This window comes from Burkholderia sp. JKS000303 (genome assembly GCF_002563755.1).
Classification (GTDB): domain Bacteria; phylum Pseudomonadota; class Gammaproteobacteria; order Burkholderiales; family Burkholderiaceae; genus Burkholderia; species Burkholderia anthina_B.
This window is the reverse complement of the sequence record NZ_PDBZ01000001.1, coordinates 4,620,198-4,634,600: the sequence shown is the minus strand read 5'-3', so window position 1 is coordinate 4,634,600 and position 14,403 is coordinate 4,620,198. Positions and strand designations below refer to the sequence as shown.

Sequence of the window (14,403 nt, the reverse complement as noted above, 5' to 3'; positions counted from 1 at the left end):
GCGCGAGCCCTGTCACGTTTCGACGTGTCCCGCCGTAGGTGCGCCGTCGCGAAGGCGGTCGCGGGCCGGCAGCGCCGGTTCCATCCGTGTCTTCGGCCGGGCCCGCGCGCCCGGGTCACCATTGCATCGGTTCAACCGTGCGATCGAATGCGGCCTCGAGCAGCGCGGTTTCGTTATCGTCGAGCGTGAGACTGAGCGCCGCGAGCGCATCGGCCACATGATGCGGCTTTGACAGCCCGACGATCGGCGCCGTGACACCCGCCCGGCGCAGCGCCCACGCGAGCGCGATTCGCGCGGGCGGCAGACCGCGCGCCTGCGCAACCTGTCCGACCGCTTCCACGGTCGCGGTCACCGCATCCCGGCCGTCGTACCACGACACCATTTGCTGATCGGTGGCGGCCCGCGTCGTCGCGGCGCCGCGCGAGCCGGCGAGCAGCCCGCGGCCGAGCGGGGACCATGGCGTATACGCGACCCCTTCGCCGATGCACAGCGGCAGCATGTCGCGCTCGTCGTCGCGGCAGATCAGGCTGTACTGGCTCTGCATCGACACGAACGGCGCAAGACGATGATGGCGCTGGAAATCCAGCATCTTCATGAACTGCCACGCGTGCATCGACGACGCGCCGAGATAGCGTACCTTGCCGCTCCTGACGATCGCGTCGAGCGCATCGAGCGTTTCCTCGATCGGCGTGTCCGGGTCGAAGCGGTGCACGATGTACAGGTCGACGTAATCGGTGCCCAGCCGCTGCAGCGACGCGTCGATGCTCGAGAACAGGTGCTTGCGCGACAGCCCGCGCGCATTCGGCCCGTCGCCGGTCGGGAAGAACGCCTTGGTCGCGATCACCACGTCGTCGCGCGTCGCGAAGTTGCACAGCGCGCGGCCGAGAATGCGTTCGCTTTCGCCGTTCGAATAAATGTCCGCCGTGTCGAAGAAGGTCACGCCCGCATCGAGCGCGGCGCGGATGAACGGCAGCGCGTCGCGCTCGGTCGCGACCCACGGCCGCCACGCCGGGTCGCCATAGGTCATGCAGCCGAGGCAAAGTTTCGACACCTTCATCCCGGACGTGCCCAGTCTCACGTATTCCATCGGTTCCTCTCTGTCGCGGGTCGCGATGCCGCGCCGTTCAGCGCATGCCGGCGATCGTATAGCCGCCGTCGACCAGAATCGATTCGCCGGTGATGAAGCGCGCGGCGTCGCTGCACAGCCACACGGCGGCATCCGCGACGTCCTCGGGCGTGCCGACCCGCCGCGCGGGCGTGAAGGCGGCGAACGGGCGCAGCATCTCGTCGTCGCCGAAGCGGCGCGCCATCGGCGTGTCGATGACGCCGGGGTTCACGTTGTTGATGCGGATGCCGTGCGGCCCGCCCTCGAGCGCGACCGCGCGGACCATCGCGTCGAGCGCGCCCTTGCTCGCCGAATAGACCGACGAGCCGGCGAGCGCGCCGCGTGCGAGCCACGACGACGTATTGACGATCGCGCCACCGCCGCCGTGCGCGAGCATCGCTTCCATCTCGAGCTTGACCGACAGCCAGGTGCCCTTGAGATTGGTGGCGATCACGTGGTCGAAATCGGCTTCCGTCTGGTCGACGATCGGCGCGAACGTGCCTTCGGTGCCGGCGTTGTTGAACGCCGCGTGCAGCGCGCCGTAGCGCTCGATCGTCGCGGCGACGAGGGCGCGTACGCTGTCGGACGACGCGATGTCGACGGTCACCGCGTAGGCGTCGCCGCCTTGCTCGACGATCGTTTGCACGGTTTCATCGAGCGGCGCCGGACGGCGGCCCGCGACGACGACACGGGCGCCCTGGCGGGCGAACGCAAGCGCGGCGGCGCGGCCGATGCCGGTGCCGCCGCCGGTGACGAGCGCGACGCGGCCGTCGAGTCGTGAAGGTGCGTCGACGAGCGGACTGGATGCAGTGCGTGATTCGGACATGATGAAGGGTTCCGGGGGAGAGTGGAAAACGTGGCGGCCGGCGCTCAGTCGTTGCCGACCGGCACCGTCAACGGCTGTCCGGGCGTGCCGGCGTAGAACACGATGAGTTCGACGGGTTCGTCGCCGGTTTCGCCGCGATGCGCGCCGCCGACCATTTCCGGCACCACGTCGCCGGGGCCGAGTGCCAGTCGCCTGCCGTCGCTTCGGCGCACGGCGCTCAGATGCCCGGACAGCACGTAGCCGACGTTGATGGCCGGATGCGTGTGCCAGGGCAGCACCGCGTGCGGTGGAATCGTGTAGCGTACGACCGTGATTTCCGGTTGTTGCCGCGGATAGGCGCGATAGCGCGAGCCGTCCCATGCGTCGGTGGTCCGCAGCAGCACCGTCTCGACCGCGCGAGCGTTCGCGCCGGCGTCTTGCGCGGCGGCTGCCCACGGTGCGCCTGCGACGGTCATCGCGATGGCGACGGCGGCGCGGGAAACGAAGGAGAATGAGCGTTGCTTCATGACAGGGTGTGCGGCCCGCGGGCCGGCGCGTTGAAGACAGCGCCATTGTGCGAAGCCGGTCGCGACGCGAATAGTGCCGGTTCGGTTGAAACCGGTTCAACGCGGCGGACACGCGTTGCCAGCCATCGATGAGGGCCCGGGCGAGCCGGGCGCCAGGAGTACCGAATGGATCGTTTGAAAGCGTTGACGGTATTCGTCCGCGTCGCGGTGGCCGGGAGCATCAGCGCGGGCGCCCGCGAGCTCGGCATGACGCCGCAGGCGGCGAGCAAGCAGGTTGCTGCACTGGAAGCGTTGCTGAGCGTTCGATTGTTCCAGCGTTCAACGCGCCGGATCGTGTTGACGGCGGAGGGCGAGCGGCTGCTGTCGCAGTGCCGTGGCGCGGTGGGTGAACTGGAGAGTGCGCTGCGCATGCTGGACGACGATCGCGCGCAGGCGGTAGGGACGATCCGCGTCGCGGCGCCGTATTCGCTGGCGCGGCGCTTTCTCGCGCCGTTGCTCGGCGAGTTCTGCGACCGGCAGCCAGGCATTACCGCCGAGCTGCTCGTGAGCGACGACATGGCCGACGTCGTCGAGCAGCGGATCGATATCGCCGTGCGCACCGGCAATCTGCCCGACAGCGGGCTGGTTGCGCGGCGCGTCGCCGATCTGCAACTGGTCGTCTGCGCGGCGCCGGCGTACCTGCGTCGTCACGGCGAGCCGCAGACGATCGACGCATTGAGCGAGCATCGCTGCACGGCCTTCCTGTACCCGCGCACGGGCAAGCCGTTTCCGTGGGAATTTCTCGTCGACGGCGGCGTGCACACCCGGCAGGTGAACCCGTTCATCGCGACCAACGATATCGACGCGGAACTCGACACCGTGCTGAGCGGCGCAGCGATCGGCCAGTTTTTCGGCTATTCCGTCCATGCACACGTGCGCGAAGGGCGCCTCGTGCCGTTGCTGACGCGACACGTGACGTGCCGCTACGGTCTCTATCTGTGCATGCCGCAGCGAACCCATCTGCCGCGACGGAACCGGTTGTTGATGGATTTCCTGGCCGACCGCCTCGGCGCGCATCCGGATCTGGCGCCGCTTGCGCTGGCGGATGCGCCGGCGTGACGACCTGATGCCTGGATGGCGACGCTGCTTCGTCAGCGCAGGAACGTCTCGTCCAGAAGCGGCAAGGCCGCCTGACGCTGTAGCGCGCAGGCGGCCTTGCCGTGAACCCGATGCGAGTCGTGTTGCTCAGCACTCGCCTTTTTTCGCGTGTCCCGGCGGGCAGTGATAGCCGCCGCGGCCGTCGTGGTCGCGACGGTCATCGTGACCGTGCTGGCGCTGGTGGTCTTCCCACTCGCGACGTTCCCAGTAGCGATGGCCGTCCCAGTAGCGGTCGCCGTGCCAGCCGACCACCACCACGGGCGCAGGCGCGACGACGACCGGCGCGGGCGTGCCGATGTTGACGTCGACGTTGACGGCGTGGGCGAGGCCGGACAGCGAAAGGCCGAGGCCGGCGAAGGCGAGGGCGATCAGCGAGCGTTGCATGTTCTTTTCCGTGATGTTGTTGTTGAAGGGTCGGCGCGACGCGATGGACGCGAGGGGGAATCGTTCCACCGGGGGGCCGCCACGCCGACGACTGCAGTGTGCTGGCGCAGCGTGGAAAAGGCGAGGCGCGTTTATTACGGCGGATTGGCGCGACGCAGCGCGACCGGATGGTGCGCGTGCAGCGTGATTTGACAATGATACGCCGCGCGCGCGGGACGTTGTCGCGCATTGCGCGGTGCGGGCTGCCGGGATTTGACATTCGACGGCACGTGGCCGTGAAACGGGATTAACGCGGCGTTACAAAGTCATGCGCGGCAGGAGGCCGGGTGGCCATGCCTGCCGCGCGTGAAGCGATGCGCCGGCCATGAGGCCGGCCATCGACATCGACCGATTGACGGATTTACAGGTAGAACATGCGGTCTTCTTCGGGCCGCGGCGGATGACCTTCGCCATCGTCCGGGCCTTCCTCTTCGCCGCTGTCCTCGTAGAACGCGAGCACGGCGTCGAGCACCTGGTCGGGATCGTCGATCACCTGCATCAGGTCCATGTCTTCCGGATTGATGAGGCCCATCGGAATCAGCTGGTCGCGGAACCATTGCAGCAGGCCCTTCCAGAACTCGCTGCCGACGAGAATGATCGGCACGAGGCGCGACTTCTTCGTCTGGATCAGCGTGAGCACTTCGGACAGTTCGTCGAGCGTGCCGAAGCCGCCCGGCATCACGATCACCGCGTCGGAGTTCTTCACGAACGTGACCTTGCGCGTGAAGAAGTGACGGAAGCGCAGCGAGATGTCCTGGTAGTGGTTGCCGGCCTGCTCATGCGGCAGCTCGATGTTCAGGCCGACCGACGGCGCCTTGCCGGCGTGCGCGCCCTTGTTCGCGGCTTCCATGATGCCGGGGCCGCCGCCGGAGATCACGGCGAAGCCGGCGTCGGAGAGCTTGCGTGCGATCTGCACGGCGAGCTTGTAGTGCGGCGTGTCGGGTTTGAGACGGGCAGAACCGTAGATGCTGACGGCGGGGCGGATCTCCGACAGGTACTCGGTCGCCTCGATAAACTCTGCCATAATCGTGAACATCTGCCACGATGCGCGCGCCTTCTTGGCCGTCGCGCGTTCTTGATCTGCGAGCGAACGCAGACTCGGAATCACTTTTCTCTTGTTCATAATGCCTGAAGAACGAAATCTGGAAGGTAAGACCCTGCTATTGGTTGACGGTTCGAGCTATCTGTATCGGGCTTACCATGCGATGCCTGATTTGCGTGGCCCTGGCGGGGAGCCGACCGGAGCGCTCTACGGAATCATCAACATGCTGCGCCGTATGCGCAAGGAAGTCAGTGCAGAGTATAGCGCTTGCGTGTTCGATGCAAAGGGCAAGACGTTCCGCGATGACCTTTATGCCGACTATAAGGCAAACCGTCCGTCGATGCCGTCCGATCTTGCATTGCAGGTCGAACCGATTCACGGCGCGGTGCGCGCACTCGGCTGGCCGCTGTTGATGGTCGAGGGCGTCGAAGCCGACGACGTGATCGGCACGCTCGCGCGCGAAGCCGAGCGGCACGGGATGAACGTGATCGTGTCGACCGGCGACAAGGACCTCGCGCAGCTCGTCAGCGATCACGTCACGCTCGTCAACACGATGACCAACGAGACGCTCGATCGCGACGGCGTGATCGCTAAGTTCGGCGTGCCGCCCGAGCGGATCATCGACTACCTGTCGCTGATCGGCGACACCGTCGACAACGTGCCGGGCGTCGAAAAGTGCGGGCCGAAGACGGCCGTCAAATGGCTGTCGCAATACGACAGCCTCGACGGCGTGATCGAACACGCGGCCGAGATCAAGGGCGTGGTCGGCGACAACCTGCGCCGCGCGCTCGACTTCCTGCCGCTCGGCCGCAAGCTCGTGACCGTCGAGACGGCCTGCGATCTCGCGCCGCATCTCGAATCGATCGAAGCGTCGCTGAAATCCGACGGCGAAGCGCGCGACCTGCTGCGCGACATCTTCGCGCGCTACGGCTTCAAGACATGGCTGCGTGAAGTCGAGAGCGCGCCGGCCGAAGGCGGCGGCGCCGATGCGCCGGAAGGCGAGCCGGCGCCGGTGGTGATGGCCGACATCGTCCGCGAATACGACACGATCCAGACGTGGGAGCAGTTCGACGCATGGTTCGCGAAGATCGATGCGGCCGCACTGACCGCATTCGATACCGAAACCACCTCGCTCGATCCGATGGCGGCGCGACTCGTCGGGCTGTCGTTCTCGATCGAGCCGGGCAAGGCGGCCTACCTGCCGGTTGCGCACCGCGGCCCCGATCTGCCCGACCAGCTTCCGTTCGACGACGTGCTCGCGCGCCTGAAGCCGTGGCTTGAAGCGGCCGATCGCAAGAAGGTCGGCCAGCACCTGAAGTACGACGCGCAGGTGCTCGCGAATTACGGCATCGCGCTGAACGGCATCGAGCACGACACGCTGCTCGAATCGTACGTGCTCGAATCGCATCGCACGCACGACATGGACAGCCTCGCGTTGCGTCATCTGGGCGTCAAGACGATCAAGTACGAAGACGTGGCCGGCAAGGGCGCGAAGCAGATCGGCTTCGACGAAGTCGCGCTCGAGCAGGCCGCTGCGTACGCGGCCGAAGATGCCGACATCACGTTGCAGCTGCATCAGGCGCTGTATCCGCAGGTCGCGCGCGAGCCGGGCCTCGAGCACGTGTATCGCGACATCGAGATGCCGGTGTCGCTCGTGTTGCGCAAGATGGAGCGCACGGGCGTGCTGATCGACGATGCGCTGTTGCAGGCACAAAGCAGCGAGATCGCCACGCGGCTCATCGAGCTCGAAGGGCAGGCGTACGAACTGGCCGGCGGCGAATTCAATCTCGGCTCGCCGAAACAGATCGGGCAGATCTTCTTCGAGAAGCTGCAGTTGCCGGTCGTGAAGAAAACGCCGAGCGGCGCACCGTCGACCGACGAAGAAGTGTTGCAGAAGCTGGCCGAGGACTATCCGCTGCCGAAGCTGCTGCTCGAGCATCGCGGGCTGTCGAAGCTGAAGTCGACGTACACCGACAAGCTGCCGCGCATGGTGAACCCCGAAACCGGCCGCGTGCATACGAACTATGCGCAGGCCGTCGCGGTCACGGGCCGCCTCGCGTCGAACGATCCCAATCTTCAGAACATTCCGGTGCGCACGGCCGAAGGCCGGCGGATCCGCGAGGCATTCATCGCGTCGCCGGGCTGCCGCATCGTGTCGGCCGATTATTCGCAGATCGAACTGAGGATCATGGCGCACATCTCGGGCGACGCGTCGCTGTTGCGTGCGTTCTCGCAGGGTGAGGACATTCACCGCGCCACGGCCGCCGAAGTGTTCGGCGTGACACCGCTGGAGGTCAATTCCGACCAGCGCCGGATCGCGAAGGTGATCAACTTCGGGCTCATCTACGGGATGAGCGCGTTCGGCCTCGCGTCGAACCTCGGCATCACGCGCGATGCGGCGAAGCTCTATATCGACCGCTACTTCGCGCGTTACCCGGGCGTCGCGCAGTACATGGAAGATACGCGCACGGTCGCGAAGGAAAAGGGCTATGTTGAAACCGTTTTCGGCCGTCGCCTGTGGCTGCCGGAAATCAACGGCGGCAACGGCCCGCGCCGTCAGGCGGCCGAGCGCGCGGCCATCAATGCACCGATGCAGGGCACGGCGGCCGACCTGATCAAGCTGTCGATGATCGCGGTGGACGACTGGCTCACGCGCGACGGGCTTGCGTCGAGGATGATCATGCAGGTACACGATGAACTGGTGCTCGAGGTGCCCGACAGCGAACTGTCGCTCGTGCGCGAGAAGTTGCCGGAAATGATGTGCGGTGTCGCGAAGCTGAAGGTCCCGCTCGTCGCCGAAGTCGGCGCCGGTGCGAACTGGGAAGAGGCGCACTGACGCATCGCTGCCTGATTCCCGCACTCCCGCAGCATATTGTTGCGGGGATGTTGAATATCGAGATGGTTTGCTTGTGGTCAACGCGCAAGCTCCCGGACAATGCATGTCAGTCAGGTCATTGTCGCGGGGGCAGCGCGCCCCGCGTTCCGGGATCGGACGCATCGCAGTGCTTCGAATTGCACATCGATGATGTCCGAACTGGTTAATCCAGCGGGCGGTGCGAACGCATCGTGTCTGTATCGTCCGGCGGCAGCAGTTTCGAATCGCAAAGGGGGAATCAGATGCATCGGATCATCATCGTAGGCGGAGGCGCGGGCGGCCTGGAACTGGCGACGCGGCTCGGCGACCGTTACGGCGCGCGCGGCAATCGTCCCGCGCGTGCGCTCGTCACGCTCGTCGACCGCAATCCGACCCACATCTGGAAACCATTGCTGCACGAAGTCGCGGCCGGCAGCATGGACCCGTTCACGCAGGAGCTCGAATACGCGGCGCAGGCGCGCTGGCACGGGTTCGAGTTCCAGCAGGGCGAACTGAGCGCGCTCGACCGCGCCGCGAAGCGCATCACGCTGTCGCCCGTCAACGACAGCGACGGCGAGGAGCTGCTGCCGGCGCGCGACATCGAATACGACACGCTCGTGATCGCGATCGGCAGCACGACGCACTTCTTCGGCGTGCAGGGCGCGGCGGAAAACACGATCGCACTGGATACCGTCGGCGAGGCCGAGCGCTTCCGCAAGCGGCTGATCGCTGCGTGCATGCGCGCCGAGCATCAGGCGCCTGCCGAGCCCGTGCCGGGTGCGGCATCCGAGCCGCGCATCCAGGTCGTGATCGTCGGCGGCGGTGCGACGGGCGTCGAGTTGTCCGCGGAGTTGCGCAACACCGCGCAGGTGCTGTCCGTGTACGGGCTGCACAAGCTCGATCCGCGGCACGACGTCGGCATCGTGCTGATCGAATCGGGGCCGCGGATTCTCCCGGCACTGCAGGAACGCGTGTCGACGGCGACGGCCGAACTGCTCGAGAAGCTCGGCGTGCGGCTGATGCTCGCCGAGCGCGTGACCGAGGTTGCGCCGGGCGTCGTGCATACCGCGAGCGGCAAGGCGGTGCGCGCGGACCTCACGGTCTGGGCGGCCGGCATCAAGGCGCCGTCGGTGCTGTCGCATCTCGACGGCCTGCAGGTCAACAAGCTTGGCCAGCTCGACGTGCGTCGCACGCTTCAAACCTTCACCGACGACAACGTGTTCGCGCTCGGCGACTGTGCCGCATGCGTGTGGCCCGGTAACGAGCGCAACGTGCCGCCGCGCGCGCAGGCCGCGCACCAGCAGGCGAGCTTCCTGCTGAAGGCGATCGGCTGCCGGCTCGACGGGCGTCCGCTGCCCGAGTTCACGTATCGCGATTTCGGTTCGCTCGTGTCGCTCGGTCACTTCAGCGCGGTCGGCAACCTGATGGGCGGGCTGATCGGCGGCAATATGCTGATCGAAGGTCTGTTCGCGCGATTCATGTACATGTCGCTGTACCGGCTGCATATCGCGGCGCTGCACGGCTATCCGCGCATGATGCTCGACACGTTCGCGCACTGGCTGCGGCGCACGACGTTGCCGCGCGTCAAGCTGCACTGAGCACACGGGTCCGTGCATGGAGCGGGCAGGGAACGGGTTCCCTGCCCGTCGTTGCTTCGGCTGCGGGAAGCGTCACCGTACGCTGCGCTTGCCGTGTACCGCTGGCGGCAACGTCTTTTTTCGTTTCAATCTGCAAGCATTCGATCGTGCAACGGCGTGTTGCGCATACCGGCTGCATGTGAATTTTCGGCCCTGTCTACGCGCATCGACATCGCCGCCGACGCTGTTCGATCGAGCTGTCGTAATCGAGTCTTACACATCTGACAGTTGACGCGACAACGGATTATTGGGCATCTTGTCCGGGTTTCCGTTTGTGGCGGGGTGCCAACCGCCGCAACATCCGCGCCGTCCGCCGGCGCGATGCCCCGTCAGGTCGAATCCGTGACCGTGATGGCGGCGCCCTATCGAGGAGTGCATTCATGTTGAAACCCGAAGTCGACAGCCTGGTTCCCCACGTTCCGTTCTCGCGCCGCAAGTTCATGCAGGCCGCGCTGGGCGGCACCTTCGCGGCGGCCGTGCTGCCCGTGTCGGCGCAGACGGTCACGACCGACAGCGCCGGGCTGGACGTCGACACCATCGAGATCCGCTCGGGCGATGCGAGCATCCCCGCGTATCGCGCGCAACCGGTCGACAAGACGAACCTGCCGGTCATCATCGTGATCCACGAGATCTTCGGCGTGCATGCGCATATTGCCGACGTCTGTCGCCGCTTCGCGAAGCTCGGCTATCTCGCGATCGCGCCGGACCTGTTCGCACGGCAGGGCAACGCGGCGAAGTATCCGACGATGAAGGAGCTGTACGACCACATCATCAGCAAGGTCCCGGACCGGCAGGTCACCGAGGATCTCGATGCGACTGTCGCATGGGCCGGCAAGAACGGCGGCGACCTGTCGCGTCTCGGCGTGACCGGGTTCTGCTGGGGCGGTCGTCAGGCGTGGCTGTACGCGGAGCACAATCCGCATGTGCGCGCAGCAGTGGCGTGGTACGGGTTCGTCGAGGGCAAGACCGACGAGATGACGCCGTTCAATCCGGTCGATCGTGCGTCGTCGCTGAAGGTGCCGGTGCTCGGGCTGTACGGCGAGAAGGATCAGAACATCACGCAGGCATCGCTCGCGGACATGCGCAAGGCGATCCAGACGAGCGATTCGAAGCTCGCCCGCGAATCGGAGATCGTCGTCTATCCGGATGCCGGCCACGCGTTTTTTGCCGACTATCGGCCGAGCTACGTGAAGGATGATGCCGAGGACGGCTGGAAGCGCGCGATCGGGTGGTTCCACAAGTATGGCGTGATGTAAACGGCAAGCGGCGGCCGAGGCCGCCGCTTCGTCATCGCGCCGTGCCGGTGCTTACGGCGTCGGGCCGGTTGCGACCGGTCGCGACGGATCGGCGCTCCATTCGCTCCACGAGCCCGGATACAGCGATGCGCCGTGCAGCCCCGCGATCTCCAGCGCGAGCGCGTTGTGGCATGCGGTGACACCCGAGCCGCACTGCAGGATCACGCGATTCGGTTCGGTGCCGGCCAGCAGTGTCGTGAACGTCTCGCGCAACTCGTGGCCGGTCTTGAAGCGGCCGTCGGCGTTCAGGTTGTCCTTGAAGAACCGGTTGCGTGCGCCCGGAATGTGGCCGCCCACACGATCGATCGTTTCGTTTTCGCCGCGATAGCGATCCGGTGCGCGTGCATCGATCACGACGCGCGTGGGCGAGGTCACGTTCGCGAGCACGGCTGCCGCATCGACCGTCGATTCGAGCGGCGCGCCCGTGCGGAAATCGCCGGCGGCGGGGTGCGGCACGTCGGTCGTCAGCGGCTCGCCGGCCGTTTCCCACGCCTGCAGGCCGCCGTCGAGCACGGCGACCGAATCGTGTCCGAGCCAGCGCAGCAGCCACCACAGACGCGCCGCATAGGCACCGCCGTGCGCGTCATAGGCCACGACCTGCTGGCCCTGTTTGACGCCGCGGTTCGCGAGCAGGGTGGCGAGCGCGTCCCGGCTTGGCAGCGGATGACGGCCGTTGGTGCCCGTCTTGCGTCCGGACAGGTCGCGATCGAGATGCAGGTACTGGGCGTCCGCGATATGGCCGGCCGCATAGGCGGCTTCACCGGCGTTCGGGTCGACGAGATCGAAGCGGCAGTCGAACACGGCGACGCTGCCGGGCGCGGCGGCCAGGCGCTCGGCGAGGTTGGCTGCGGAGATGAGCGTGGTGTAGTGGGTGTGTGGCATGACGGCTCCCTGGAGTGCAAACGGCCTGATACTCCAAGTCTAAACAAAAAAAGACGGGCCGAAACCCGTCTTTTCATATGCCGAATGCCGTGCGGCGCCGCAGCGTCGAGCGGGCTGTCAGATATCGCCGAGATGGCGGCGCAGGAACTCGTGGAAGTGCTGCATGCCGTCTTCCATCGGGCTCTGGTACGGGCCCACCTGCGACTCGCCGCGCGCCATCAGCGCCCGGCGGCCTGCGTCCATCCGCATCGCGATTTCGTCGTCCTCGACGGCCGTCTCCATATAGGCGGCGCGCTCGGCCTCGACGAACTCGCGCTCGAACAGCGCGATTTCCTCGGGATAGTAGAACTCGACGATGTTGGTCGTCTTCTGCGGGCCGCGCGGGATCAGCCACGACACGACGAGCACGTGCGGATACCACTCGATCATCAGGCCCGGGTAATAGACCATCCAGATCGCGCCGAACTCCGGCGGCACGCCGTTGCGGAACTTGAGCACCTGCTCGTGCCACTTCTGGTAGGTCGCGCTGCCCGGCTTGGCGAGCGCGTTGTGCACGCCGACCGTCTGCACGCTGTACCAGTCGCCGAACTCCCAGTTGAGATCGTCGCACGACACGAAGCTGCCGAGGCCCGGGTGGAACGGAACGACGTGGTAATCCTCGAGGTAGACCTCGATGAACGTCTTCCAGTTGTAATCGCACTCGTGCACTTCGACGTGATCGAACAGGTACTCCGAGAAGTCGAAGTGATGCTTCGTGCCGAGGTTCGCCAGATCGCGCGCGACGTTGCGGCCTTCGGCCTCGAACAGCAGCCCCTGCCAGTTCTGCAGCGGGCTCTTGCCGAGGTTCAGGCACGGCTTGTCGGGGAAGTGCGGCGCGCCGAGCAGCTGGCCTTCCAGATCGTACGTCCAGCGGTGCAGCGGGCACACGATGTTCTGCGTGTGTCCGCGCCCGTTGAGCATGATCGCCTGCCGGTGACGGCAGACGTTCGACAGCAGTTCGATCTGGTTCACCGGGTTGCGAACCAGCACGCGGCCTTCCTTCTCGGACGGCAGCGCAAAATAATCCCCCGCCTCGGGCACCATCAACTCGTGCCCGACGTAACGAGGTCCTTTCTTGAAGAGGGTTTCGATCTCGCGCTCGAGTAGCGCCTCATCGAAATATGCAGTGACTGGAAGCTGGCTGTGAGCCGACTTCAACTGAAGCGCATCGCTCAGATTGGACATTCCCACTCCCGGTGTTAGCGTGAAAGCAGTGAACAACCCAACCATCGAAAAATCGATTTAGGGAAACGCGGAATTATACCCGGTTCGCCTCGCAAGGCTAGGATTAAGTGCCTGATTTGTGTCAATTTTTTGTCGGGTGACGAATGTCGGGTGCACAATGTGTGCGACAGAAGGGGCCCGAAGCCGGGCCGGGGTGTCCACGTCGGCAGGTCGGAAAATTCTCTTTTGCCGTAGAATGTCCGACTTGTTTTGAAATTTGACACCCTCGTCCATGGCGAAAACCGCATCCCAAGGCGCTACCCCGCCCGGTAATGGCACCGAACCGTTGCCGGACAATTACGAAGCGGCGCTCGCGGAACTCGAGACGCTGGTTGCCCGGATGGAAGGCGGCGCACTGAGCCTCGAGGATTCGCTGACGGCATATCGCCGCGGTGCGACCCTCGTTGCATTTTGCCAACAGCAACTCGAGAAGGTGGAGCAGCAGGTCCGCGTGCTCGACGGCGCGACGCTGAAGCCGCTTTCGTCCGGAACGGCCGCCACGGACGGCGAAGACGACGATCTATGACATTCGAACAATGGATGCGGTCCGTGCTGGACCGCGTCGAGGACGCACTCGGCCACTATTTGCCGGCTGAAAACGTGGTGCCCACGCAACTCCACGCAGCGATGCGCTATGCGGTCCTCGGCGGCGGCAAGCGCGTTCGCCCGCTGCTGTGCCATGCAGCAGGCGAACTGACCGGCGCGACGGAGGCGGCGCGCAACGCGGCGGCAGCGGCGCTGGAGATGATCCACGTCTACTCGCTCGTGCACGACGACATGCCGTGCATGGACGACGACGCGCTGCGACGCGGCAAGCCGACCGTGCACGTGCAGTACGACGAGCCGACGGCGCTGCTGGTCGGCGATGCACTGCAGTCGCAGGCGTTCGTCGCGCTGACCGATGCCGATGCGCTGTCGCCGGTGCAGCAGGCCGCGCTCGTGCGCGAGCTTGCGCTCGCGAGCGGCTCGATCGGCATGGCCGGCGGTCAGGCGATCGACCTGGCGAGCGTCGGCCTCAAGCTGACGCGCGAACAGCTCGAGACGATGCACCGGATGAAGACGGGCGCGCTGTTGCGTGCGGGCGTGCGAATGGGCGCGCTGGCTGGCGAGGCGCCGTCGGCGGAAGCGATGGCCGCGCTCGATGTCTACGCGGGCGCCGTGGGTCTGGCCTTCCAGGTCGTCGACGATATTCTCGACGTCACGACCGATTCGGCGACGCTCGGCAAGACGGCGGGCAAGGATGCGGCGAACGACAAGCCGACCTACGTATCGATCCTCGGCCTCGACGCGTCGCGCGAGCTCGCAGCCCAGCTGCGCGCCGAAGCGCATGACGCGCTGAAACCGTTCGGCGCACGCGCACAGCGTCTCGCCGAACTTGCCGACCTGGTGGTGAACCGGGTCAGCTGACGCGAAAGCCCGCCGCTGCGCACACG

General features: G+C 66.0%; 13 protein-coding genes. 6 read left to right on the top strand and 7 right to left on the bottom strand.

What is annotated here, in order from left to right; genetic code table 11:
• Window positions 1–115 precede the first annotated feature (115 nt).
• The 3 genes from BX604_RS21680 to BX604_RS21670 are packed head-to-tail and all read right to left on the bottom strand — an operon-like array spanning window position 116 to window position 2,437.
• The gene (locus BX604_RS21680; protein ID WP_098552584.1) at window positions 116–1,087 is read right to left on the bottom strand and encodes an aldo/keto reductase; all 972 of its coding nucleotides are present in this window, start codon (window positions 1,085–1,087) and stop codon (window positions 116–118) included.
• 37 nt (window positions 1,088–1,124) lie between these two features.
• Window positions 1,125–1,931 carry an SDR family NAD(P)-dependent oxidoreductase gene (locus BX604_RS21675; RefSeq protein ID WP_098552583.1) on the bottom strand — a complete coding sequence of 269 codons (807 nt, stop codon included), beginning with the start codon at window positions 1,929–1,931 and terminating at the stop codon, window positions 1,125–1,127.
• Between the two features lie 44 nt (window positions 1,932–1,975).
• Window positions 1,976–2,437 (bottom strand): cupin domain-containing protein, encoded by a 462-nt coding sequence (locus tag BX604_RS21670; RefSeq protein WP_098552582.1) that lies wholly within the window; start codon window positions 2,435–2,437, stop codon window positions 1,976–1,978.
• A gap of 165 nt (window positions 2,438–2,602) precedes the next feature.
• Here BX604_RS21670 and BX604_RS21665 point away from each other — a divergent pair, with 165 nt between their 5' ends.
• The gene (locus BX604_RS21665; RefSeq protein WP_098552581.1) at window positions 2,603–3,535 is read left to right on the top strand and encodes a LysR family transcriptional regulator; all 933 of its coding nucleotides are present in this window, start codon (window positions 2,603–2,605) and stop codon (window positions 3,533–3,535) included.
• Window positions 3,536–3,661: 126 nt separating this feature from the next.
• On the opposite strand, the gene BX604_RS21660 is transcribed toward BX604_RS21665, so the two are convergent.
• Both BX604_RS21660 and BX604_RS21655 read right to left on the bottom strand, forming a co-directional pair.
• Window positions 3,662–3,958 carry a hypothetical protein gene (locus BX604_RS21660; RefSeq protein ID WP_098553013.1) on the bottom strand — a complete coding sequence of 99 codons (297 nt, stop codon included), beginning with the start codon at window positions 3,956–3,958 and terminating at the stop codon, window positions 3,662–3,664.
• Between the two features lie 400 nt (window positions 3,959–4,358).
• The gene (locus BX604_RS21655; protein ID WP_098552580.1) at window positions 4,359–5,120 is read right to left on the bottom strand and encodes a TIGR00730 family Rossman fold protein; all 762 of its coding nucleotides are present in this window, start codon (window positions 5,118–5,120) and stop codon (window positions 4,359–4,361) included.
• Between the two features lies 1 nt (window position 5,121).
• Here BX604_RS21655 and polA point away from each other — a divergent pair, with 1 nt between their 5' ends.
• The 3 genes from polA (at window position 5,122) to BX604_RS21640 (ending at window position 10,786) form a co-directional block, all read left to right on the top strand.
• Complete coding sequence (gene polA, locus BX604_RS21650) at window positions 5,122–7,875, top strand: DNA polymerase I (RefSeq protein ID WP_098552579.1); 2,754 nt, start codon at window positions 5,122–5,124, stop codon at window positions 7,873–7,875.
• A gap of 281 nt (window positions 7,876–8,156) precedes the next feature.
• Entirely contained in the window at window positions 8,157–9,491 is a 1,335-nt protein-coding gene (locus tag BX604_RS21645) for an NAD(P)/FAD-dependent oxidoreductase (RefSeq protein ID WP_098552578.1), read from the top strand.
• Window positions 9,492–9,910: 419 nt separating this feature from the next.
• Complete coding sequence (locus BX604_RS21640) at window positions 9,911–10,786, top strand: dienelactone hydrolase family protein (protein ID WP_098552577.1); 876 nt, start codon at window positions 9,911–9,913, stop codon at window positions 10,784–10,786.
• 51 nt (window positions 10,787–10,837) lie between these two features.
• Here the strand turns inward: BX604_RS21640 and BX604_RS21635 are convergent, their stop codons facing one another.
• Together BX604_RS21635 and BX604_RS21630 are read right to left on the bottom strand one after the other, a co-directional pair.
• The gene (locus BX604_RS21635; protein ID WP_098552576.1) at window positions 10,838–11,707 is read right to left on the bottom strand and encodes a sulfurtransferase; all 870 of its coding nucleotides are present in this window, start codon (window positions 11,705–11,707) and stop codon (window positions 10,838–10,840) included.
• Window positions 11,708–11,824: 117 nt separating this feature from the next.
• Window positions 11,825–12,931 (bottom strand): aromatic ring-hydroxylating oxygenase subunit alpha, encoded by a 1,107-nt coding sequence (locus tag BX604_RS21630; protein ID WP_098552575.1) that lies wholly within the window; start codon window positions 12,929–12,931, stop codon window positions 11,825–11,827.
• Window positions 12,932–13,202: 271 nt separating this feature from the next.
• Between BX604_RS21630 and BX604_RS21625 the strand changes: the two genes are divergently transcribed.
• Both BX604_RS21625 and BX604_RS21620 read left to right on the top strand, forming a co-directional pair.
• Window positions 13,203–13,496, top strand: a complete 294-nt coding sequence (locus tag BX604_RS21625) for an exodeoxyribonuclease VII small subunit (protein ID WP_098552574.1) — start codon at window positions 13,203–13,205, stop codon at window positions 13,494–13,496.
• On the top strand, window positions 13,493–14,377 hold the full coding sequence (locus BX604_RS21620) for a polyprenyl synthetase family protein (RefSeq protein ID WP_098552573.1): 885 nt from the start codon (window positions 13,493–13,495) through the stop codon (window positions 14,375–14,377). The genes BX604_RS21625 and BX604_RS21620 overlap by 4 nt, the downstream gene beginning before the upstream one ends.
• The last annotated feature ends 26 nt before the right edge of the window (window positions 14,378–14,403 follow it).